The organism is Brevibacillus sp. IT-7CA2 (assembly GCF_949767855.1).
Classification (GTDB): Bacteria; Bacillota; Bacilli; order Brevibacillales; family Brevibacillaceae; genus Brevibacillus.
Genome location: NZ_CATKQT010000012.1, coordinates 1 through 23,603 on the forward strand (window position 1 = coordinate 1; position 23,603 = coordinate 23,603).

A 23,603-nucleotide genomic window follows, 5' to 3' on the forward strand; every position below is an offset into this window, starting at 1 on the left:
AGAGCCTCTTTAATGAGGCTCTTCTTTTTTTAGTTATGAATATATTTTTCAAAGACTTTACCAAAGTCTTTAACGACATACTTGTATCGGATGTCTTCCAGCCAATCGAAGGTGTATTGGTTGATGGACTTGAATTGTGAAGCTACGTCTGCTTGCTGGCCTGTTACGCGGCCGAGTGTGCTTTGGGCGACGTGGAGGCTTTCTTTTGCATGCTGGAGCGCAAGTTCGTTATCGTGCATAATCGATGCGATCTTCACAAGAGCTTTGTAGAGGTCTTTTAGCTCCTCCAAATGCTTTTTGTTGACATCGATCGAATAGTGCTCATTGCCCATGGTGAACTTGATTTCTACATCCAAATCGACGGTTCCGGCTGTTTCCAGATACACGTCAGAGATCGGGTGTGTATGGTAGGAATAGCGGCGCAGCATGCGTTTTTTGCTGGTGGCACTCGTTCCATCCAGATGAACAAGCCCCAGATTGGTGAAGCAGTACTCATCGGACTTTGATTTGATCAAAAAATAAATTTTCTCATGGTCCTCATGCATGATGTAATCATCAGCGTCCACCTTGTCGTAATCCGCTGGTTTTACCACGATTCCCACATTGCTCAAACCAAGTGCATCTGCCGCAAGCTTTCCAAACATAATGAAACAGCTCCCCTCGATATGTACGGTCTAACCTTACCCATTTATACGTGCATGGAGGGACTTAGTTGCAAACAACTACTGTGCTTCACCCAATTTTTTGAATAGGCCTGCAAGAACATTAAAATCAAATTCTTTTCCATTCCGTATTTTGATGGACTTCCGGTCAGCATGATCAGACTTCTCAAAAATGCCAGCTGGAGCATCCAAATTCGCCGCTTGAAACAGCGTCACATTAATCCAGTCCTTTGCCGGAAAATATACACATGCCTGCTTGCCCTGAATGGAATAAAAAGCTTGTTTATACTTCACCTGCTCTTCTACATTCGGGATGTTTTCATGGATGAGCTGGCGAATCCGATTGCAAACTTCTACCTGAGATTCATTGGTTATGTTTTGGATATAATCCGTTACTTGCTGATTCATCAATAGTCCTCCGCTTCCAAAAAGTGAGGGTGCTTCTAGTCTTTATGATAATCGACAGATGCAATAGGAGGCTTCTTCTGGATTGCTATTCTATCGATTACAGCCAGGTCGTCTTTTCTTCCGCTGCTACCCGACTCGTCTCAGGAGCATCTGCCTCGGGATAGCCCATGAACAGCGTACCCACAACCTTTTTATTTTCAGGCGAACCGAGAAATTGCAGCAAGCGCTCATCGCGAACCAAGCCGATTCCTCTCGTGCGCCATACCATGCCCAGTCCCAGTTCCTTCGCTGCCAGCCACATAGAGTGAATCGCGCAGCAAACCGCGTATTCGTTATCCTCTGAGGATGCTTCATCCCCTGGGATCACATCAGCAGTCGCGACAATGACGAGTGGTGTTTTTTCCAGGACGGCTAAGGAATCCTGCACGAGATTCGGCTTGGTCGGAAAACGCTCCAGCAAAAATTCCTTCGCGATTTCCTCGAACCGCAGCTTTGCCTCTCCTCTGATCACGTAAAAATGCCACGGCTGACGTAAGCGGTCATTCGGGGCTAACACTGCGCAATCTAGCAATGCTTGGATTTTTTCGGTTTCTACTTCTTTTGGAATATAGTTACGCACGGCTCTTCTGCTTTTGAGTGCCTCTAGTACGGACATGCTGGTTCCTCCTCGTTTGTACCATTTTCTTACGAATCCCAATCATTATATCGTATAGGTATCCATCAACGGGAATGAATTGCCAAATGTGCTTGGTGTTCGTCTTCTTTTGCCACGTAGATGTCGTATTGCTTATGATCTTCTTGGGGTAGCATCCCCATGTCTCCCCCTAAATGACGAAGCGCATGAGAGTGAATGCGTGTCCGAAAACGGATGCCATGAGCCTCCAGTTTATATGCCGCACGCACGTAATCTTGATGACCAATCGCAGTGTGGATCAAGCACTTGTACTTGGAAAAAAGAGTGAGAAAAAAGTTCATAAACCGCTCCACTCCCCTTCTGTTTTGTAGTATATTCCAATTATTGCGAAATGAGAGGGGCCTTCTACGTATGAATCGAAAGAAAATATTCACGGGTTCACCTTGGGAGCCTGTCGTAGGCTATTGCCGTGCAATCCGAATAGGAGACCGGATTGAAGTGGCTGGCACCACTGCTATGAAGGACGGAGAAGTCGTTGGAGTAGGCGATGCCTATGAACAAACAAGGTTTATCCTAGAGACGATTGAAAAAGCATTGCGAGAACTAGATGCTGATTTGTCTCATGTGGTCAGAACGCGGATGTTTGTAACGGATATCAGCAAGTGGGAAGAGATCGGAAAAGCACATGGGGAGTTTTTCCGCGAGATTCAGCCTGTCGCTACGATGGTTGAGGTCAAGGCATTGATTGACCCGCTTCTGCTCGTTGAAATTGAAGTGGAAGCTATTATTTAGATGTTAGTTAGTTGGAAGCGGACCGACGACTTTTTCTGTCGATCCGCTTTTTGCCTTTTCTACGATTGTTTTAGCTCCTCAGGGATATCAAGACCTGCCTTTTCCGCTTCTTCGATGTGTTTTTTCGCCAGGAGCTCGTCCGCAAATTTTGCTTCGTTCCGGTAAATCCTTGCCAGTTCGAGATGCGCATGCGGGTAGTCTCTTTCCAAAGCAGTGTGAAAATAAGTGATGGCGGCGTCGATATTTTTGGCTGTACCGTAGCCATTATAGTAGAAGATCCCCAAATTATAGGCACTGATATCGCCGCCTGCTTCGTAATCTTGGTGATAATAATGCAGCGCCTTTTCGTAGTTTCCTTTTGAATCGTGCAGATAGCCAAGCCACGCAAAAACCGGCGAACCCAATAACTCCCCCTGCTCATAATGCCAGAGGGCCTTGTCCAAATCTTGCGGCACCAGTTCTCCGTCATAATAGATGGCGCCCAGATTGTTGTGAGCCAGCGCATGACCGTGTTCTGCCGCCTTGCCCATCCAGTACATTGCCTGATCGGCATCAGGTTCCGTGCCTACCCCGTGTCGATAGCAACAGCCTAGTCCATTCATAGCATGGTGGTTGCCTGCCGCAGCCCCTAATTCATACCAGTAAAAAGCTTTATCAGCATCCTCGAATCCTTCTAGACTGTAATACATATGGGCAAGGTTATTCATGGACGGGGCATAGCCCTTTTTAGCAGCAAGCGTATCGTACAGAATGGCTTTCTCATAATCACCTGCTTCATACGCTTCCATGCCCAGATTGTACAACGTTTCTACTGGTGTGTACTGATCTACGCTGTCAACATCGGATTGCTCTCCTTTGGCATAGGCCAGCAGTCGCTTGCGAACCTCGGCATCAAAATAATAGCTGTAATAACGATCTTCTACATCCTCCAGAACGAGCGTTTTCTCTGCCCTCGACAGCCCGTACTCGCTTACTAAATAAACGTCGTGACCCTTGAAGGCATAAGCAAAACCCCCGACAAATGCCTTTTTCACCACCAAATCGAATTCAAAATCACTCCATCGCTTTTCCGGCGATAAGGCAATGCTCCATAATCCATTTTTCTTCAAAGCATACGCATCCTGATGCAGCCGAAAAATATTCTCATAATCGTCTAAGGGGAATAACCATGCTGGCTGATCGGCATCTCCATGAAAAACGCCTAGCTTTCCATCTTTTTTCGCCAGCACCTGATTGCCCTGCCTTGCCTCCGTATAAACCTGCAAGTCAATCAGTTCATCGTATTCGTACGGCAACAGAAGGCTCTCCTGCTGTTTGCCATAAGCGGCGTACTTCTTCCCCTTGCGTAGAACGAGCAGATTCGGAAAATGGGTTTGCCGATTCAGTTTATCGAAGCCGGATGCGCCGACAGTGCCGTCTTTTTTGTACAAGGTGCTGTGATTTGCATCCTTGTGCGGTTTGACGAGAAGAAGCCCTTCGTCGATCTGTTCCACCGCCGCCAGAGGGAATTCCCCGACGTATTTCCAATATTCGTTAAAGATTTTCTGATTTTTCCTGCCTTTAACCGCCGTATGGTAAAAGCCGTCCCCACACTCGAAAGCTTCTTCATGCTCAAAATCTATCGTTACTGAACCAGCTTCCCCCAGCACTCCCCATTTTCCGTCTTTCTTTGCCGTATAAAATCGTTGGTAATCGAGAGGTTCCAATTCTTCATAGTGGGTAGGGACAATTGTTTTGCCTTCGAGATTGATCAGACCATATCGATCGTTTCGTTTGACAATGGCACTAGCAGAGCCGTATTCAAAATCGTAGGCATCCTCCCACTCCAATGGAATGACAATTCTCCCGGATTTATGTACATAGCCATATTTGCCATCTCTAGAGACTACGGCGAGATCTTCGGAAGCGAAATCGTAAAAGGCATCGAACTGAGGGGCGAGCAATATATTTCCCTCTTCGTCTTTTAGACCACACAAGCCAGCTTCCTCAAAAATCTCCACGTCGGAATGCTCTTCATAAGGCTGCCAGATGTGTCCCCAGCCGTATTGGTAGTCCTCATAATTGAGCAGCTCGGCAAAAGAACGAAAGCCTGGGTTCACGTCCATCAATTCGGAGTAGTTCAGCAATGAGATGTCATCGTTGTCCATTGCCTTTGTCATGATCTCGTTGTTATGGGCAATATTGGCGCGCAAAGTTTCCGCCTGCTCGTCATGAGGAATATCATCCATATTGAATACGTCCCAGGCATCGATGTGAAAATACGGAAGCGTTCGTTTTTCCAGATAGCTGAAAAGCTGATTTCTCGCTTCTAAAAATGCTTCTTTGTTTTGGATTAACCCTTCCTGGCTCTCCAGGAAATCGTAGAATCGCTTGACGTTTTCGATGCCTGCCTGCGCGTCGTAATAGAGTCCGGAATTGTCCGGTTCGGTATGGTTGTTGTAATTGTTGCCGGCGATCGAACCACCTTCTATGAAGAGCGGTTGCAAGAGTAGTGGGACCTCATATCCCCATTCCACCATCATCGTGTCGTTGTTTTGTGCTTGAGAAGGTTCACTGACGTTATATACATAGACTCTGTGTGACATGTCTTCTCTCCCTTTGATTTCCAATTGCACTTGATCACATTGTAATCAAATCTAGTAGGACAAAACAATCCGTCTGATGGGCTATCCAATGTAAAAAAGCTGACTAGCAAAAATCATGCTGGTCAGCCCTTTCTACTTTTTAGATTACAGCTCAATGACAGGAATACTCCCACCCACACTAACCGGCTCGATCGCCTTGCCCGCTGAACGCACCAAAGTAAAATACTCATAGCAGCCAATGACGCCAAAGTCCCCATCGATCACACCCGGATAAGCGCGATTCACGGAATACTCCTGACTTAAGTGAGCCTTCAGCGCCTCTCCTTTTTGTATCCGATAGCCCGAAATATCGATCTTGCCTGTAATCGGAACCGCTGGCTTTGGACCATGATCCGGGCAATGATCGTAGTAGTGCGGGATCGAAACATAGTACAGATCAGGATATTCTGCTAGAGTCAAGCTCGCTTCCGCTTGTTCGACCGCTCGCGTCGTCGCCTCGCACGTGACGATATGATCGGGATGACCCGTTACCCCGTCCGGCGGAAACGTAACGACGACATGGGGCTTCCATTCCTCTATCGCTTTCCGAATCTTGCCCACCAGCTCATCCAGATCGGCATTTTGCAAGGAACCATCCGGGTACCGGAACAAGTCGAGACGACTGATTCCGAGCACTTCCGCTGCTGTTTTCAGCTCTAGCTCTCGATGCTTTGCCAGCTTTTCTCTGCAATCGATATCGAATGGACCGCTGCGTCCTTTGCAGCCGGAGGTAATGCACAAATAACACGTTTCATGTCCGGCGTCCTTGCACTTTGCCAACGTTCCCCCGCAGGCAAAAGACTCATCGTCCGGATGGGGAAAGACGACCATTACTTTTTTCATTACTGGCACCTCATTTGCCTCCCGATTGGCGTTCTAAATAAGCCAATCCTTTTGCTATGACACCATAAATCGGATCGTTTTGTGCATTTTCGATGACGACCTGCGAAGCGTACTCTCGGACGCGCTCTACGACGATCTCTCGCACGCGATCATCGTTTTGCAAAACGCCTCCCTGCATGATCATCTGAAACGGCTTGGCTTTCATTTGCAACGTATCTATGACAGCCCGAGCAGCATCGAAAAGCTCTTCGCCTGCGACCTGCAAAATAGCTGCTGCCACCTTATCTCCGGCAAGTGCCGCTTGACTGACCAATGGTGACAGCTCTCCTACCTTCTCTACGGAATAATGCTCACTGTACGTCCAGTTAAACAATTCATCTACGCGTCCCAGTCCAACGTGCGGGAGGAGCAGCTCCTTCAATACAGTCGGCTCGCCGCGGCCATCCGCTGCTTTTAATACAGCCATAATCGCTTGCTTGCCGATCCAGTAGCCACTGCCCTCATCACCGACCCGATGCCCCCAGCCTCCTGCTCGCGCCGTTTCCTGTTCATCGTTTACACCAAAGGCAATCGAGCCTGTGCCTGCGATGACCAGAATGCCAGGTTTGCCTCCGGTCGCACCGAGCAATGCCGCAAACCCGTCGTTTTCCACAATCAGGTGCTGGACGCGAATACCGAGCTGGTGCAGCACCTTGCTCACCATCCGCGAGATTACCTGTCGATCATACTCTGTATCCAGGCCAGCGATCCCGAACACCGCGCACTCGATTTCCCATTCGATTGGTCCATCCGGTGTCGGAGTGCCGCTCATAAAGGGGGCAACTGTTTGACGAGCGATCGCATCGTCTATAGCTTGGCTGATCGCTGCAACCAACTCACGAGCTGCCGCTTCCTCCCCGATCCCTTGATAATTGCACGAACCGGAGCGTCCTGCACCGATTTCATTTCTGGAGCGGTCCACCAGTACCGCCAGACACTTGGTGCCCCCTCCGTCCACTGCCAGAAGAGGTATTTGCACCACTGCCATTACCCCACACTCCATTCAGCTGTCATCTGATCAAGCCCTTTCATCACATTCGCAATCGCCTGCTTTTTCTCCTCTAGCCATTCTGTTTCCTGCTGGAGAACAGCTTGGCGAACGGCGATCATGCGCTTCATTTCCTCTGGATTTGGTCCACCAGGAAGCTTGCGGATCATTACGAAATGAACGGGGTCAAGCGCCAGTCTGAGCTCTTCTGCTGTGAGCGACAGCTCTCGCCCGATTACTTCTACGGCTGCACGGTTTACCAGCTCCAAGCTGATTTGGTTTGCAGCGAGTTGCTCGCTCATCGCTTCTTTTACCACACGACTCACGATGTGATGAGATTTGCGGAACGAAAGCTGATCCGTGCGCACCAATGTATCCGCCAGCTCTGTGACGGTCGCAAAGCTGCCCTTTGCCCGCTCCAAGAGGACGTCCTTGTTCACTTCCATCGTACCCACAACACTCGCCATCAAGCGATACATCTGCTCGAGTACGCCCATGCTCCGCCACGCGTATGGCTGCATGTCATCCTCGGTATCCACGATATCGCCAAAAGGCGTATTGTGCATCATCGTAAGCACTGTCGTCGCATTTCCTGCTGCACTGGACAACAGAGAGCGCATATGTTCAAAGGAAACCGGATTTCGCTTTTGTGGCATGATGGAGCTGATCTGCACGTATGGACTCGCGACTTTTAACCCCGCGAACTCTTGTGTGCACCACAACAGCATATCTTGAACCGTACGCCCCAAATTAATGGCTGCTAATTGTACGGCTGTCGCTACTTCCCCCAAATAATCCGCGCCGCAGACTGCATCATAGGAATTTTCCACCAACTCATCAAATCCGAGCAATTCGCGCATCCGCTCCCGGCTGATCGCAAAGCCAGAAGTCGTCAAGGCCGCTGCCCCCATAGGGGAGCGATTGACTGTGTGATAGGCTTGGATCAGTCGCTTGATATCACGGCTGAGCATGTCAGTAGCCGCCATGATGTAATGCGCCATTGTCGTCGGCTGTGCCTGCTGTGTGTGCGTGTAGCCAATCATGATCGTATCCACATGCTCATTTGCAAAGAGGAGCAAATGCTCTTTCAGATAGAGGGCAGAAGCCAAGGTCACCAATAATTTTTCACGCAGCACCATGCGGTATATGGTAATCCCCATGTCGTTGCGGCTGCGAGCCAGATGCAGATTTCCTGCCACATCAGGAGCCAGTTCCAGCAAACGGCTCTCTACCTGAAAGAACAAATCTTCAAACTGCCCGGTGTAATGCGATTGGCGCAGCTCTTCCATTTCGATCCCACACAGTGCACCAGCAATTCTTTTGGCCTCATCGTCTGTGAGCAATTCTTGTTCACGAAGCATGATCAAATGTGCCTTGTTGATCGCCATCATTGGATGCAGCAGATGGTGCTTCGCTTCGTTGAATGCAGGCTCCAAAACCGCCTCCACGTATGTCTTGCCAGGGAAACTGGCTCCCTCCTGTTGAAAAATCCGATCTCTGTAATTCATCTTTCTTGCATCTCCTTCCCTACCCATTCGTAAACTGCTTCTATTTTTGCGTCTGATCTTCTTTTAGGAGGGAGGCGACCGCCGAACGATCGCCTTCCCTTCTATTATGATTACTGCTGTGGGCTGATCATGTTTACAAACAATCGGATCGCACCCGGTACGAGTGACGGAATTTCGCGATACCACACGAGCGAGCTGTAGGTATACGTTCCTTTTCCATACTTGGCTGTGAGGTACGTACCCGTAAATTCCTTCTCGCCTTCGTCTCCATTGGAGATTAGCTCTGTGTATTCCTTGCCCCACTCGGATGGATTGTAAGCGGAACGATCCTGAATCCAGTTATCCCAATCTTCCTCCGTGATTTTGTTTGGCGAATGGAATAATGCATGATCAGGCGCCAGTACTGTTACTTTGGAGTTTTCGTCTGTGACACGCCATTGAATCAGCGGAGCACCGATTTTGATCGGATAAGGAGCCAGCTCCGGCTTCCATTTATCCTCTGGCTTGTGGTATTGCACGACCAGATTACCGCCGTTTTCTACGTATTTCAGTAAGCGTGCATTTGAAGGAATCAGCTCAGGTCGGAAACCATAAGCGCGAATACCCAGCACGATCGTATCGTATTGATCCAGATCGCCAGACTCGATGTCTTTTACCGACAGATTGGTCACATCGACTCCCAATTGGGACAAATACTGATCGATATTGTCAAAGCCACTGGATACGTAACCGACCTTCAAGCCTTCCGGCACCTTCAGGTCAAATGCCTGGATGGCAAGAGTTGCAGGTTGGACAAAGTAAGTCGTGCCGATATGCGGGTAACGGATGACTTGGGCTCCGTGTCGGCTCTCTTTACCACTGCCAGACGCTACTGCTGTCACCGTATACTTATCCGGTTGGACCGAAGCATCTGCTTTGACCGTAAAGGCAACCGACTTCGTTTCTCCCTTGGCCTCAAAGGCGATCGGTGCTGCTTGTGGCTCTACCCTCCAGCCTTTTGGTACATCGAGAGAGATGTTGGTTTTCGCTGCACCTGGATTGTAGTTTTTCACCGTAACCTTGACCGGGATTGGCTCCTCTGGCTTCTGCGTATTCAAAACCGTCGCATTTGGACTCAGCACCATAGAAAAAGATGGAAGAACTGCAATGGCATCTGCTGGTGTCACATGGCTATTCGCCGTCGAGCCTGCAAAGTCGTAGCTGACGTCTGCCGTAATGGCTGGAGCGGCATACGGTTGGAACAGAGCGGCATCTGAAGGAACTGTGACATCAAATGTCGTTTTCACCGTCTGATTGTAACCGAGCGATGAGAAGCTGGTGGTCGATTGCGGCTTGACTTGCCAGCCTTTTGGTACATTCAGCGCGAGATTGATTTTCCCGACTTTTGCTTGGCCGCCGTTGTAAGCCGTAACCGTTACTTTCGTTGTTTGGCCAGCTACCAGCTCAGTTGTCTCAGGCTTTACTTTGGTTACGAGCGAGAGCGCTTCGGCACTAGCTTTGTTCAGCTGAGATTTCTTCACTCCCAAACGATGGCGCAAGTCTGTTTTCGTGTCAGTTGGCAAGGAGGACGCTTCGACTACTGCCGTCGTTTTTTCCACATCCGCCAGCATTTCATGCGCTTCCTTGGCTACTGAGGCAAAGCTTGGGTACGCAGCAATAACCTCTGCGGCATCCTTTTGCAGCTTTTTCAGTTCACTCGCGACTTTTCCCCCACCAGACTGGCTGGCCACTTCCTTGGCTAAATCGTCAAACGAATAGGCAATTCCCTCAAAAAAGTCTGCTTCCATGTCTTTTGTCTCTACGATGGCTTGATCGAGCTTGTAATAATTGAAGCTTGGCCCTTCGTCATAGTGACGTCCCATACCCTGGCTCTTGTGCATAAAACGGGATTCTTCGCCTAGTTGGACGTAAGAGGCACCATAAATTTCGTCATAGTCGCCAACAGGTACCTTGACCGAGTAATCCTGTTCCTTTGCAGGCAGATACAGCTTCTTCACCTGCCAAGGAGCCAAGCCTTCCTTTGCATGCTGTGGAAAAACGTTTGGATCTGCGGCATCCTTGAATGCCCGTACTGTAATTACATTAATCGCGCGATGATGACCGTGAGTCGAAGGTTCGTTCAAAAATGCGGGAATCACGACATCTGGTCTCAGTGTCCGGATACGACGGATGAGCTTTTCGTACGCTACATCCTCGCCCCATTTTTGCAGGGTTTCATCCGGGCTTTTGGAAAAGCCGAAGTCAAAAATAGGGTCATCGATTTTTTCACTGAGGTTCTCCAGATGGATGTTCGTGATTTTGGAAGCTTCCTGCAATTCGCGGGTACGAATGATCCCCAGCGCATTACCTAGCTCGCTGCCTATCTCGTTCTGTCCTCCCTCGCCTCGGTTCGCAATGACACTGGATGTGTCCACCCCTTTGCCTAGCGACAAATACGCGAGCATCGAACTGTGCTCATCGTCCGGATGTGCTCCGGTGTTCATCGCACTGGCAATCGTGGTGAGCGGCTTGATGGCTTTCCACAGGTCGACAACCCCGCGATCTGCATGGGCGGTCTCGGGTGCTATCGGCATAATCAGACTCGTGGCTAGCACCGCTGCAGTCGTAATCGTGTACAGCTTGGCAAGTTTCCCCTTACTCAATGAACAACTCCTCCATTCCATTCAGATTGATGTCTATATCAATCATGGCGGTCTGTACGTTTGCATTTCATTGATGTAGCCATGGATCGACCCACGGTTGGCCCGGAGTGGATGGGGCATTACTGCTTCTGACTGATCATGTTGACGAACAAGCGAAAAGCGCCAGGGACTAGCTGTGGAATCTCGCGGAACCAGGCAAGCGAGCTGTAGGTGTACGTCCCTTTTCCATAGTGCGCCGTGAGGAAAATGCCGCGGAACTCTGGTTCTCCCGGATCACTTGTCGCAATCAGCTCGGTATACTCGCTCCCCCAGCGAGAAGGATTGTAGATGGAGCGCTCCTGCACCCATCCATCCCAGTCTGCTTGGGTAATCACGTTTGGCTCTTGGAACATCGGATGGTCAGGGGCCAGCATACGGACGTCTGATTGCTCATTAGTCACCCGCCAATCGATCAGCGATTCGCCGATAAAAATGGGGTAAGGTGCCAAGTGCGGCTTCCATTTGTCCTCAGGCTTGTGATATTGAACGACGAGATTTCCGCCGTTTTCTACATAGTGCAAAAGACGCTGATTGCTCTCGATTAATTCGCGGCGGAATCCGTATGCGCGAATACCAAGGACAATCGTGTCGTAGCGGGACAAATCGCCCGATTGTATTTCGTTTGCGTCGAGATTGAGGCAATTCACCCCAACCGCGCGCAAGTATTTATCCATATTGTCAAATCCGCTGGATACGTAGCCGATCCGTTGGTTTTTCGGGATGGCCAGGTCAAAGGCTTGAACAGTCAGCGTAGCGGGCCGGATGAAATACGTGCGGCCGACATGCGGGTATTCAATGACCTGCACATCTTGCGCGATCTCTGTCACACCGTCTGTTCCCGTGACCGTAGCGCTGATCTGATATTTGCCATTCGTCACTTGCGGTGTGGTATGAACAGTAAAAACGATCGTTTTCGTCTCGCTGCGGAAAGAAAACGGAACATCGACAAGGGCTGGCTCCACTGTCCAGCCTGCCGGGACAACGAGAGCAACCTTGGCTGTAGAGCTTCCCGGACGGTACTGTTTCAGTGTTACCTTAACCGGGATCGTCTCATCCGTATGCAGCGTGTTTCGCACCACATCTGACGGTGTCAAGGTCACGGCATACGGCGGAAGCACAGCTACACGGCTATCCGGCTCCACGCGAATCGTACTGGCTGTCTCGAAGGCGAAATAGAGCACCTCCACGTCGAGCACGGGCGGCTTGTAAGGATGAAACAGCTCCGTCTGTGCAGGAATCGATACCTCAAATACGGTGCACACCGTCTGATTGTAAGCAAGTCGTGGAAACGCAGTTGGCGTGAGCGGTTTCGCCGTCCATCCAGCGGGAACACGCATACGCAGCTGCACATGCTCAACCTCAAGCGAGCCGCCGTTGTAGGCCGTTACAGTAACAGTTGTCGTCTGGCCTGCCACCCACTCGCCCGTCTCCGGCTTGATTTTTACGACCAAAGACAGAGCCTCCGCACTGGCACGGTTTAGCTGCGCTTCCTTGAGTCCTAGCCGATACATCAAATCAATCTTTGTTTCTTCATCGAGTGGAGCCTTGCCTACTTCTTGTTGTGCAGTCGCAAGCAAAGCCTTCATGCGGTGAACCCTTTGTGCCACCTCAGCAAAACGCGGGTAGGCATTCAGTACATCTGTAGCCGCATCGTGCATACGGTGAAGCACTTCCGCAAGTTCTTGCCCGCCTTTTGCAGCGATACTCTGCGCCAGATCAGCAAAACTGACAGGCAGTCCTGAAAAAAAGTCGCGCTCTTTTTCCGGTGCCGGGAAAACCGATGCATCCAAGCGGTAGTAATTGTAGGTCGGGCCTTCGTCGTAATGAACACCCATGCCCTGTGTCTTATGCATAAACCTCGATCGCTCACCAAGCTGCACATAGGATGACCCGTAGATTTGGTCGTATTCCCCCACGGGTACAGCGACGTGATAATCATCGTTGTCCATGATAGGCAGATACAGTTTTTTCATTTGCCACGGCAAAAGTCCAGCTTGCCTATGCTCCGGAAAGATCTGTGGATCGGCTGCTTCGTGGAAAGCTCGCTGTGTCAGTAACGTAATCGCTCGGTGATGTCCGTGTGTCGTCGGTTCATTTTCAAAGCAAGCGATGACAACATCGGGGCGCAGCTCTCTGATTTTTCGAATCAATCGCTCGTACACGACCTCTTCGCCCCATTTGCGGAAGGTTTCTTCGGCGCATTTGGAGAACCCGAAATCATGAATGGGATCATCCAGCTCTTCGCTTAAGATGCCAAGCGTCACATTGCTAAGTGATGAGGCTTCTTCCAGCTCACGCGTGCGGATAATCCCCAGCGCGGTGCCTTGCTCGCAGCCGATTTCGTTTTGGCCGCCTTCCCCTCTCGTCGCGATCACACTCGTGGTATACACGCCTCTCCCCAGCGCCAAGTAAGCGAGCATGGCACTGTGCTCATCGTCCGGATGGGCACCTGTGTTCATGGCACTGGCAATGGTAGCGAGCGGCTTGATCGCTTTCCACAGATCGAGCAGTCCGTGTTCCCCCTGCATGGTGCGAACAGATGCGGGAATTGGCGGGCAGGGCAGTTTGGTCGGCTGTACCATCGGTGATTTCTTGTCCATCGATTCACTGACATCCACGTGAAGCCCCTCCTTTTTCACGAAGGCATCCAGCTTTACACGGCAGTTCCCGCTTTATCTCCGGTCAGTTTTCTGGAGATGAACAACACGATGATGATGACCACGATTTGCAAGACTCCATAGGCGCAAGCGGTGCCGAATTCATTACTGTACATGCGTTGGAATACCGCGACAGACAATGGTGTTGTCTTCGGTGTGAAGATCAGAATCGAAGCTACGAACTCCCCGATACACTGAACGAATGCCAAAAGCGTACCTGCGAGAATTCCACCCCAAGCCATCGGGAACACGACACGTCTGAAGCTGTACCACCAGGAAGCACCCAGATTCCGCGCAGCCTCCTCGACAGATGGGTCCATCTGCATCAAAGTCGCATTGGTAGAGCGAAACACAAGTGGTAGATGTCGGACAAAATACGCCAACGGGATAATCCAGAATGTTCCGATCAAAACCTGTCCAAAGCTGAATGCATTCGGCTCGCTAAACGCTGCAATCAGGTTGATCGCCACAACTGTCCCTGGCAATGCCCATGGCAGCATGATCAACACATCAAGAAGCGTTTTCCCACGAAATTTGAGGCGAACCATGGCATAAGCCGCAGCTACACCGAAAATGACGATCCCGATTACCGCGATAGCAGACAACTGCAAGCTGTTGAGAATCGGACGCCATGTCTTGCTATCCGTGAACAAATCCATGTAATGCGAAAGGGTATACTCCGGAGGTAATATTTGCACCGTCCAGGTACCATCCACTGAGAAGGAGATGAGTACCAATACGAGAATTGGCAGCATCAGAATGACTGTACCGATAAAAGACAGCACAATCGTGGTGTAGCGTCCCGCTTTGCTCTTGATCTCGGTACGATGCACGCTGACCCCTTTGCTCAAGTTCTGGTAGTTACGCGCGCCTTGGTACCAACGCATGATCAAAAGAAAAGCCACAGAAACAATCGAAAGAATCGTAGACTGTGTCGCAGCCATGTCCAAATCTCCATTGGTGCGAGACAGATAGATTTGCATCGTCATCGTCCGGTCAATTCCGAAAATGAGCGGTGCCGTATAAGAAGCCATCGAAATCATGAAAACCAACAGAGAAGACGCGACCATGGCTGGCGTGAGCATCGGCAAAATAATGCGCCGCCAAACGGTAAAGCGATTCGCTCCAAGACTGGCTGCCGCCTCTTCCAAGGACGGGTCGAGTCCCTTGATTGCTGCTGTCGCTGTCATGAAGAAGTAGGTGTACATCGTAAACGTATGAACAACGACCACACCCCAAATTCCTTTTAACGAGAAAGGAACCTGGGCAAGCCCAAACAGTTCTTTGATCGCTCGTGGAATAATTCCGCTCTCTCCATACAAAAAGGTAAACGAGAGAACACCAATTAGTGGAGGCAACGCCATCGGAACCAAAGCCAGCACAGAAAGTATTTTTCGTCCAGGAAAATCATAGCGTTCCAATAAAAACGCCATCGCGACGCCAACAATTCCGCACGTAATGACACTCAGAACCGATATGTAGATACTGTTCCACAACGCTTCCAGGTTGGCGGTATGCTCCAGGCTGAAGAAGCGAATGTAGTTTTTCCACGTAATTTCTTCATCGATCTTGATACTCGCAACGAACGTTTCGAACAATGGATAAACGACATAAGCCAACAATATTAAAAAGAGTGGCGATATCAGCACGTAGACGAAGGCGGGTGAAGCGGTGATGGACTTTCGTCTGGCTGCTGTCGGCGCTTGCTGCAACTCTGCTCTCAAAAGCTTCTTCCCCCTTATCCGGCAAAATAAATGCTCTCTTTCGGTATATGTAGGCCGATGGCATCGCCGCGCTGTTTAATCGGTCGTCCCAGGTTGATCGACATGCTGCGCAGGCTCTCCGTTCCTACTTCCGTGACGTAATTGACACACGCCCCTGTAAATTCAGACATGACAACAGAGCCTGTCACTACATTTTGTCCCTCGTTGCCTGTACTCTCCAGAACGGATTCAGGACGAATGGACATGGTTACTTTCTCCCCAACTGACAGCTGTGCGCGTGGAGAGGCATTTTCCTTAAATCCACTGAGCATTTGTCCAGAAGCCGTGCGAACCAGCACTTCATCGCCATCAAACCCTGTAACTGTCCCTTCCCACAGATTCGTCTCGCCGATAAAAGAAGCGACAAAACGGTTTACAGGACGATGGTAAATCTCATGCGGTGTTCCGATCTGCTGCACTTCTCCGCTCTGCATGACCATGATTCGATCTGACATCGACATCGCTTCTGCCTGATCGTGCGTGACGTAAATCGTCGTAATTCCCAGCTCCAGCTGAAGTCTCTTGATCTCAAAGCGCGTCTCTTCACGAAGCTTCGCATCCAGATTGGACAGCGGCTCATCCAACAGCAGAATCTGCGGCTCGATGACCAGCGCCCGTGCCAGTGCTACCCGTTGTTGTTGTCCCCCGGAAAGCTGATCAATGCGGCGTTCGCCATAGCCTTCCAGACGCACCAGCTTCATGATTCGTTCTACGCGCTCTTTTGCATCTGTTTTGTTCACTTTCCGAACCTGCAAGCCAAACGCGATATTTTCAAAAACAGTCATGTGCGGGAACAACGCGTAGTTTTGGAATACCATCCCCGTATTGCGCTTATGGGGAGGAAGGGATGTAACCTCCTGTGATCCAAAGCGGATATGGCCTTCCGTTGGATAATAAAATCCTGCAATCATGCGCAGGGTAGTCGTTTTGCCGCAGCCACTCGGACCGAGAAAAGTAAAAAACTCTCCTGATTCGATATGAATGTGAACATCTTCGACCCCTTTTGCCTGACCAAACCTTTTGTAAACGTGATCAAGTGTTACGCTGCTCATCGGGTTGTGTTTCCTCCTTCATCGCAAGTCATTTCAAGCTGATGACCGTTTTCAAACAACTTCTATAAGTGACTAGACGGAAAGGACAACGCCTTCCCGCCTAGCTGCTTGGAAAAAATCTTTCTTACTTCTTGCCTTTCCCCTTGATGTTTTCATCCCAATGCTGCATCCACTCTTTTTCTTTTGCAGCCATGACAGCCCAATCGAGTTCCATTGGCTTCAGCTCAAGATTTTTCATGAAGTCTGGCAGTTCGTCCTTGCTGATGTCTGTACGAGATGGGAACTGGAAGCGCTCTTTAGCCAATTGGGCAGCCATTTCAGGACTCATCAAGAATTCCATGAACTTTTTCGCTGCATCCTGGTTTTTCGCGCCTTTTACCAGAGCCACGCCGTCTACGAGAATCGGTGCTCCACTCTTCGGATAAATGAAGTCATATGGATGGTTGTTCTTTTTGCTTTGGATGAGAACGTCTTGGAGGTTCCACAAGGAGATGACGCCCTCTTGACGATCCAGCTTCAGATACAGATTTGTCGGGTCTTGCGTGTACTCTTTTGTATTAGCATCGAGCTTGGTCAGCCATTCAAAACCTTTTTCAGGAGTATCCGCCCCTTGACGGAAGATCATTGCGGAATAAATGGTACGCATCGTGCCGGATGGCAGTACGTTTCGGATCACGATCTTGTCTTTGAATTTTGGATCGATCAATTCGTCCCAATCTTGCGGTGCTTCTTCTGGCTTCAGCACCTGCGAGTTGTACATGATGACCTCTGGCAAAAGCATTTCGCCGTACCAGCGATCTTGCGGATCTTTGTACAAATCTGGCACCTTGTCTGCAAAAGTCGGCTTGTAAGGCTCCAGCAGATCTTCATTGGCTGCTGTCGCTAGAGCAGATTGGGTACCGCCCCACCAGAAGTCAGCCTGTGGGTTCGCTTTCTCTGCACGAACGCGCTCCAAAATTTGTTGGGCACCCATTTCGAGTGTTTCCACTTCAATGTTCGGGTATTTTTCTTTGAATTTTGGCAACACGATTTCAAAAATGTTTTTGTCTCGTCCGGTGTAAATCACCAGTCTTTGTGGGTCACCCGATGAATCAGCAGGTTGAGCAGCCGGTTGCGTGCCTGATTGGCCTCCGTTGTCGGCAGGCTTTGCTTCCTGTCCTCCACTGCCGCACGCAGCTACAGTCAGAGCCAAGGAGCTGACAAATACGCCCTTCATCCATGTTTTCAGCTTGCTAGTTGTCTTCTTCAAAACGAACTCCCCCTCTTGTTCTTCTCACTCTTTGTCAAGCAGTCGTATGAAAGGAAACGCTTCCAAAACACTGTGGACAGCACCAATTAAACCAGCTCGCTCCCCCAGACTCGCTTTTTCGAGATTAGGCACCTCGGGCACCCATTCTCTCAGCCATTCGTGAATTTGCTTCACCCCTTCACCATCGACGTGGACCATCTCCCCGCTCAGGATCAATATTTCCGGGTTCAAAATACTGATGATGTTCGCCATTCCGTACGCCCAATGTCGATACACATCTGCAAGAAGCTCCTTTGCGTCTGCATTTTGTTTGGCGTGCCGGATCAGCTCTTCTATGACACTCGACCCTTCCTGAAGGTCAGAGAGAAATCCCTTAGCCTGCTCTTGGATGCCCGGAATCGAATAATGCGTCTCAAACACCCCTGACGCGCCATTCGGGCGATTATGTACCGGGCCGATCATCATGAAGCCGATTTCTCCTGCTGCCTCACGACTCCCCCGATAAAACTGTCCATCCAAAATGATCCCGGCCCCAATCCCCGTTCCTACGTACATGTAGACGACGTTGGTATGGCCGACCCCTGCTCCACGAACGTACTCGCCCAGTGTCATCATATTCACGTCATTGTCGATAATGACGGGCAGTCCGAGTCGCGCTTCGATTGTCTGCTGAATCGGTGAACCCATCCACCCCGTGCTGGGGGAAAAGCTGACGGTTCCACTGCCACGCTGTGTGACCCCTTGCAAGCCGACGCCCATGCCAAGCAGGCGCTCTCGCGGGATGCCGCTTTCACGCAACAAGCGATCCAGTCCTGCTGCCAAATCTTCGATGACGGTTTCGCCATTCGCTGGTTGTGCCAGCCGTTTGCGATAGCGAGCCAAGAACTCACCTTTCATATCTGCTATGGCCATGTCCAGTGTAGATCCTTCAAAAATCGCTCCGGCAATGGCGTAGGCCTGGTAGTTGTACTCCAACAAAATCGGCTTGCGGCCGCCTTTGGAATCGCCCATTCCTACTTCTTGCAGGAGTCCTTCCTGGATCATTTCATCTACGAGGGCGGAAACACACGGACGGCTGAGCTGTGTCTGTTTAGAGATATCCGCGCGGGAAATCTGCCCGTGCTGGACGACCTGCTGCAATACTTCTTCTTTATTCAGTTTTTTCACGAGTTTACTATTACCTGTTTTTTTGGGAGCTTGCACGCTTCATCGATCACCGCCACACAGTTAGTTAACATTACTAACAAAGATAACCAAATTATAGACACGGTGACGCTCAATAGTCAAACAATTTACATTTGTCTTTCATATATTTTTTGGATTTTTTAGTATAATTATCAAAGATTAAGCAATACTAAAAACATAGTCTTCACGCTGTTGTGGTGGGGAGGAAACAGGAGAAAACGCTCAGATTCTTGTCCCACCCGCTGAGGGATTCACTGCCCGACTCCATGCAAAAAGCGAAACCGCGTCCAAAGTGGTCCATTCAGGATGTGTTTCAGAGGTGGACGCTTAAGAGCGTGTTTCGCTTTTTGCATTCCGTCTCGGTCGGTGTACCAAAGATCTTCGCTGTTTTCTCCTGTTTCCTCTACGAACTTTCCCTGCTAGACCGGACTTAAATGCCTTAAAAGATTGAAGAATCATATCTGTCACGACAGAGAAGAATATTTCCAGACGTAGCGACTTGTGGAGTCCTACCGAGCGGAGAAGGGATTAGCGGGTAAAAGAAATGCAACCGTGCACGTGCGGCGAAGCGGCTACCACTTTTGCATTTCCCTGCGAATCCCTTCGGAGCGGGCAGTCCATGCTTCCCTGAGGGACGGAGCACTGAGCCTAGTCTGGAAATATTCTTCTCCCCACCGCAGCCACCGTCTTTCAGATTTACCATGATTACCCTTTTGCGTTGTGAGAATAAAAAAGCACATCACCCTCTACAGGGGAAATGTGCTTGGAACACTACTCTTTTTTTCCTGATAACCAGACGTCCTATATTAGTCTATGTACCCAGCGATTCCTTTTTTAATCAAGTATTCCATCTCTACATCCAGGATCTTCTCGACGGTGATCTCATCCAGCTTCACATCTGACTTACCCATGATGTAATCTACGAGATCATCAAAATCAACGTCGACATCACCTTTTGCATCTGCCTTCGCACTGTTCATGTACGCTTGCTCATGCTTGAGTACGATCATGATTTTTTGCGGGTCTACTTTTGTTTTGGTAGCTAAATGCAAAACGAGTTCGGTTTCGTTTACTTGCTTACTCATTTGTTGTCATCTCCTATTTCTCTTACCTTCTGTCATTTTACTATATCATTGCCGTTCCACACAAAAACGTCTCTTCTTGTAAAATGAAAGAAATAAAAATTATATCACGCAAACAACCCTCGCTTTAGAGGTGCAAGAAGAAAATATTGTTTCCAAGAGATAATTTGCCCCTACATTCAAATCGTATAAACGTCAGACTCAGCCAATAAAAACGAAACCGTTTTTTCCAGCTTCTTTACTTTTGAGGGACTACTTAGACAGCTCCTTGTCATGACTTCTCTTCTCTTACCGATAACCAAACGTCTTTGACGAGCTCCATGAAGGTCTGGATCGCAGGCTCTTCTCTTCGGCGTTCCAAACAGACTAGCGATGTTTCTGCTTTCTTGGAAAAGCGGAACAGCTCGATCAGTTCGCCTGTTCGCAGTTCTTTTTCCACGAGAACCTTACTGAGCAAGGCTATGCCTGTTTGATTCAGGACTGATCGTTTGATGGTTTCTTCACTGCTGCATTTAATGACAGAGGGTGGGATGTAGTTTAATTCCAACAGGCATTGAGTAATAAATTCATCGAGATTGCACCCCTCCTGATAGGACAAAAAGGGGAAGGTCACAAGTGCGTCTGCCAATGTTTTTTCCCTTATCAAATCAGGAGAAGCAATCAGGGTGAATTGTTCTAAGTCTACCACGCTCGAGTGGATACCCGATTGCAAGGTGGTGCCCGCAATGATCCCAATATCTGCCTCGTGGGCCTGGATTTTCTTCAACGTCTCCTGACTGGTACAAGAAATTACCTGCAGATTTACCTGTGGGTGTGTTTCCACATACGCCTTCAGAATTTGGGGCATGTATTGGATGCAATAAAATTCTGGGGCCGCAACGACAAGCGGACCTACTGGCATGTCTAAATGATTAAGTCCCTCCGTCATGTGCTGGAGAACGTAGAAAAGCTGATCCGTATGCTGCTTCACTATTTTTCCGGCCGGTGTCAAAAACGTGCGCTTGCCTACTCGATTGAGTAAAGGATGTCCCAGCTCCCGCTCCAACGCTTGAATCTGGAGCGTAATCGTAGGCTGGCTGTATCCGAGTTGCTCTGCAGCCTTCGTCAAGTTCAAATGCTCGGCAACGACCTGAAATGTCTTCAGATTGCGTAACTCCATGATTGATTATCCACTCCCTCACCGAACGACACCCATTCTTCGTGTAAGTACGTGTTCAAAAAGACGACTTATTGAACAACCTCTGTTAGAAAAAGTGTAGCCGAGAGTGGCTCTATGTTCAACCGATACCGTATGCGTGCTTCCCTATGATCTCCGCCAGCTTGCCAGCATCTACATTACTGCCGCTCACAATCGTCAGCACCTTTTTCCCTTCCAGATCGGGCACAGTTCCCTGCATAAGCGAAGCGACACCGACCGCCCCTGAGCCTTCCACCATCAGATGATGCTCCTTTGCCAGCCAGCTCATCGCTTGGGCAACGTGTTCTTCCTCCACGAGCAGGAAGTCATCGATGATCTGCAGAGCCAAGTCCAGATTGCCTTGTGTAATTCCCCCGTGAAGACCATCTGCGAGAGAATCGCTGTATACCACCTCAGCCAACCGCTTTTCGCGGAACGAGTAGTACCATGGCGGAGATGCATATGTCTGAATCCCAATCACCTGCACATCCGGATTGATTGCCTTTGCTGCGAGCGCCACTCCGCAAATTAACCCTCCGCCGCCAGCAGGTACGAGAATGACGTCAAAATCCGGCTCTTCCAAAAGAGCCTCCAGCGCTGCCGTTCCTTGCCCTGCTATGATCTCATTGTCTTCAAAGGCGTGGACGAACGTGCGCCCTGTTTCTTTCGCCAGCTCATAGGCATGGCTTTCTGCGTCATCATAGCTGTCTCCATACACGACCAACTCCGCACCGTAGCGCTTGATGCCCGCTTTTTTGGTCTCGGGAGCTGTTTTTGGCACGACGATCAGGGCCGACGCGCCTTTTAACGAAGACGCATACGCGACACCTTGTGCATGATTTCCTGCTGAAGCGGTAATAACGCCCCGAGCCAGCTCCTCTTCCGTCAAAGATGCGATTTTGTTAAGCGCACCGCGCGCCTTGAATGATCCTGTTTTCTGATGACATTCCAGCTTCATCCATACATCAGCATCTGCGATGGCAGACAGCGCGGGTGATGAAATCAACGGGGTATGGATAACCTGCCCCTTGAGATTCTTGTGAGCTTTTACAATATCGAGAAAGGATACGGACAACGACATGAACTACTCCTCCTTGTTAAAATCTTTTTACTAATTGAATCAATAGCTCGACAGCAGTCGGAATAACATCCTCATCAATGTCAAAACGCGGATGATGGTGGGGATAGCTGCTCTTTTCTCCACGCATTCCGATAAAAATAAAACTGCCAGGCTTGCGCTCCAAATAGTAAGAAAAGTCCTCACCACCCATGACCAGCTCCACATAAGCAAGACTGCTCTTGCCAAATTGATCGGTTACGACATCAGCAACGAATCGACTCATCCGCTCATCGTTGACAACAGGTGGGGTCCCCCAATCTACCATGACTTCGGCATCTGCGCCCCATGCCGCACACAATGTCTCAATCGTCTGCTTCAGCTCGCGAGCCAAGAGTTGCCTCGTCTTTTCTGACTGTGCCCGCAGTGTTCCATATAAAACGGCCTGATTCGGGATGATGTTATAGGTAGAGCCAGCTTCCATCCGACAGATGGAAATGACCGCAGGTTCGATCGGATTGACGCTGCGCGCCACGATTCCTTGTACCGCGTTAATCACCTGGCTCGCCACATAGATCGGATCGACTGTTTCGTGCGGCATCGAGCCGTGTCCTCCACGTCCGGTTATGACGATGCGCAGGTCATCAGCAGACGCCATCATCGCACCCATACTGATTCCGATCTTTCCTTTCTCAAGAGGCTGCCATAGATGCATCCCAAAGACAGCGTCCACATCATCAATCGCACCTTGACGAACGATAGCTTGCGCTCCACTAGGGAGCATTTCTTCTGAGGATTGAAATAGAAAAAGCACATTTGGTGCTACGTCTGCGCGGTTTTCCGAAAGCCATTTGGCTGCTGCTAGCAAAATGGCCGTATGTCCATCATGACCGCATACATGAGCGACACCTTCATTTTTCGAGAGATACGGCTTCTCTCCCTCTTCAACGATCGGTAGTGCATCCATATCCGCCCTTAACGCAATGGTTTTCTTTCCATCCGTCCCCCGCAAAATGCCGACCACATTCGGCGGCTCACATGGGATCAGTTCAATTTTCCATTCCTGTAAATACTTCCGAACATAGGCCGCTGTCTGATACTCCTGACCAGACAGCTCTGGATATTGATGCAAGTATCGCCGTTCACTGATGGCCCATTGTGCAAGAGTTGGTGTGCAAAGTGCCATTCATGATCTCCTCCCG

19 protein-coding genes are annotated in these 23,603 nt (G+C 49.7%); 1 reads left to right on the top strand and 18 read right to left on the bottom strand.

All coding sequences use genetic code 11. From position 1 onward, the window contains the following. Positions 1 to 29 precede the first annotated feature (29 nt). The 4 genes from ACM6JA_RS10485 to ACM6JA_RS10500 form a co-directional block, all read right to left on the bottom strand. On the bottom strand, positions 30 to 644 hold the full coding sequence (locus ACM6JA_RS10485; protein ID WP_007726579.1) for a PH domain-containing protein: 615 nt from the start codon (positions 642 to 644) through the stop codon (positions 30 to 32). Between the two features lie 78 nt (positions 645 to 722). Next, positions 723 to 1,070 carry a DUF1801 domain-containing protein gene (locus tag ACM6JA_RS10490; protein WP_414852254.1) on the bottom strand — a complete coding sequence of 116 codons (348 nt, stop codon included), beginning with the start codon at positions 1,068 to 1,070 and terminating at the stop codon, positions 723 to 725. 97 nt (positions 1,071 to 1,167) lie between these two features. After that, on the bottom strand, positions 1,168 to 1,725 hold the full coding sequence (locus tag ACM6JA_RS10495) for a nitroreductase (RefSeq protein ID WP_414852255.1): 558 nt from the start codon (positions 1,723 to 1,725) through the stop codon (positions 1,168 to 1,170). A 65-nt stretch (positions 1,726 to 1,790) separates the two neighbouring features. Then, on the bottom strand, positions 1,791 to 2,045 hold the full coding sequence (locus ACM6JA_RS10500; RefSeq protein WP_414852256.1) for a hypothetical protein: 255 nt from the start codon (positions 2,043 to 2,045) through the stop codon (positions 1,791 to 1,793). A 70-nt stretch (positions 2,046 to 2,115) separates the two neighbouring features. Here ACM6JA_RS10500 and ACM6JA_RS10505 point away from each other — a divergent pair, with 70 nt between their 5' ends. Further along, positions 2,116 to 2,496, top strand: a complete 381-nt coding sequence (locus ACM6JA_RS10505; RefSeq protein WP_414852257.1) for a RidA family protein — start codon at positions 2,116 to 2,118, stop codon at positions 2,494 to 2,496. A gap of 59 nt (positions 2,497 to 2,555) precedes the next feature. Here the strand turns inward: ACM6JA_RS10505 and ACM6JA_RS10510 are convergent, their stop codons facing one another. The 14 genes from ACM6JA_RS10510 to ACM6JA_RS10575 form a co-directional block, all read right to left on the bottom strand. Beyond that, positions 2,556 to 5,081, bottom strand: a complete 2,526-nt coding sequence (locus tag ACM6JA_RS10510) for an SEL1-like repeat protein (RefSeq protein WP_414852258.1) — start codon at positions 5,079 to 5,081, stop codon at positions 2,556 to 2,558. Between the two features lie 144 nt (positions 5,082 to 5,225). Then, complete coding sequence (locus tag ACM6JA_RS10515; RefSeq protein ID WP_414852307.1) at positions 5,226 to 5,963, bottom strand: PIG-L deacetylase family protein; 738 nt, start codon at positions 5,961 to 5,963, stop codon at positions 5,226 to 5,228. A 10-nt stretch (positions 5,964 to 5,973) separates the two neighbouring features. Beyond that, the gene (locus ACM6JA_RS10520; protein ID WP_414852259.1) at positions 5,974 to 6,990 is read right to left on the bottom strand and encodes an N-acetylglucosamine kinase; all 1,017 of its coding nucleotides are present in this window, start codon (positions 6,988 to 6,990) and stop codon (positions 5,974 to 5,976) included. Beyond that, the gene (argH, locus tag ACM6JA_RS10525; protein WP_414852260.1) at positions 6,990 to 8,498 is read right to left on the bottom strand and encodes an argininosuccinate lyase; all 1,509 of its coding nucleotides are present in this window, start codon (positions 8,496 to 8,498) and stop codon (positions 6,990 to 6,992) included. Before argH ends, ACM6JA_RS10520 begins: the two co-directional genes overlap by 1 nt. Positions 8,499 to 8,608: 110 nt before the next feature. Next, positions 8,609 to 11,140 carry an NEW3 domain-containing protein gene (locus tag ACM6JA_RS10530; protein ID WP_414852261.1) on the bottom strand — a complete coding sequence of 844 codons (2,532 nt, stop codon included), beginning with the start codon at positions 11,138 to 11,140 and terminating at the stop codon, positions 8,609 to 8,611. Positions 11,141 to 11,259: 119 nt separating this feature from the next. Further along, the gene (locus ACM6JA_RS10535; protein WP_414852308.1) at positions 11,260 to 13,779 is read right to left on the bottom strand and encodes an NEW3 domain-containing protein; all 2,520 of its coding nucleotides are present in this window, start codon (positions 13,777 to 13,779) and stop codon (positions 11,260 to 11,262) included. 53 nt (positions 13,780 to 13,832) lie between these two features. Continuing rightward, complete coding sequence (locus tag ACM6JA_RS10540; protein ID WP_414852262.1) at positions 13,833 to 15,560, bottom strand: ABC transporter permease; 1,728 nt, start codon at positions 15,558 to 15,560, stop codon at positions 13,833 to 13,835. A 14-nt stretch (positions 15,561 to 15,574) separates the two neighbouring features. Further along, entirely contained in the window at positions 15,575 to 16,651 is a 1,077-nt protein-coding gene (locus ACM6JA_RS10545; RefSeq protein ID WP_172143176.1) for an ABC transporter ATP-binding protein, read from the bottom strand. Between the two features lie 124 nt (positions 16,652 to 16,775). Continuing rightward, positions 16,776 to 17,900: an extracellular solute-binding protein gene (locus ACM6JA_RS10550; RefSeq protein ID WP_414852263.1), complete on the bottom strand. Its 1,125-nt coding sequence runs from the start codon at positions 17,898 to 17,900 to the stop codon at positions 16,776 to 16,778. A 24-nt stretch (positions 17,901 to 17,924) separates the two neighbouring features. Continuing rightward, the gene (locus tag ACM6JA_RS10555; protein ID WP_414852264.1) at positions 17,925 to 19,103 is read right to left on the bottom strand and encodes an ROK family protein; all 1,179 of its coding nucleotides are present in this window, start codon (positions 19,101 to 19,103) and stop codon (positions 17,925 to 17,927) included. A 788-nt stretch (positions 19,104 to 19,891) separates the two neighbouring features. Then, entirely contained in the window at positions 19,892 to 20,170 is a 279-nt protein-coding gene (locus tag ACM6JA_RS10560; protein WP_007726550.1) for a hypothetical protein, read from the bottom strand. A 268-nt stretch (positions 20,171 to 20,438) separates the two neighbouring features. After that, complete coding sequence (locus ACM6JA_RS10565; RefSeq protein WP_414852265.1) at positions 20,439 to 21,326, bottom strand: LysR family transcriptional regulator; 888 nt, start codon at positions 21,324 to 21,326, stop codon at positions 20,439 to 20,441. Positions 21,327 to 21,444: 118 nt separating this feature from the next. Continuing rightward, complete coding sequence (locus ACM6JA_RS10570) at positions 21,445 to 22,425, bottom strand: threonine ammonia-lyase (protein WP_414852266.1); 981 nt, start codon at positions 22,423 to 22,425, stop codon at positions 21,445 to 21,447. A gap of 16 nt (positions 22,426 to 22,441) precedes the next feature. Then, positions 22,442 to 23,587: a M20 metallopeptidase family protein gene (locus ACM6JA_RS10575; RefSeq protein WP_414852267.1), complete on the bottom strand. Its 1,146-nt coding sequence runs from the start codon at positions 23,585 to 23,587 to the stop codon at positions 22,442 to 22,444. Positions 23,588 to 23,603 lie beyond the last annotated feature (16 nt).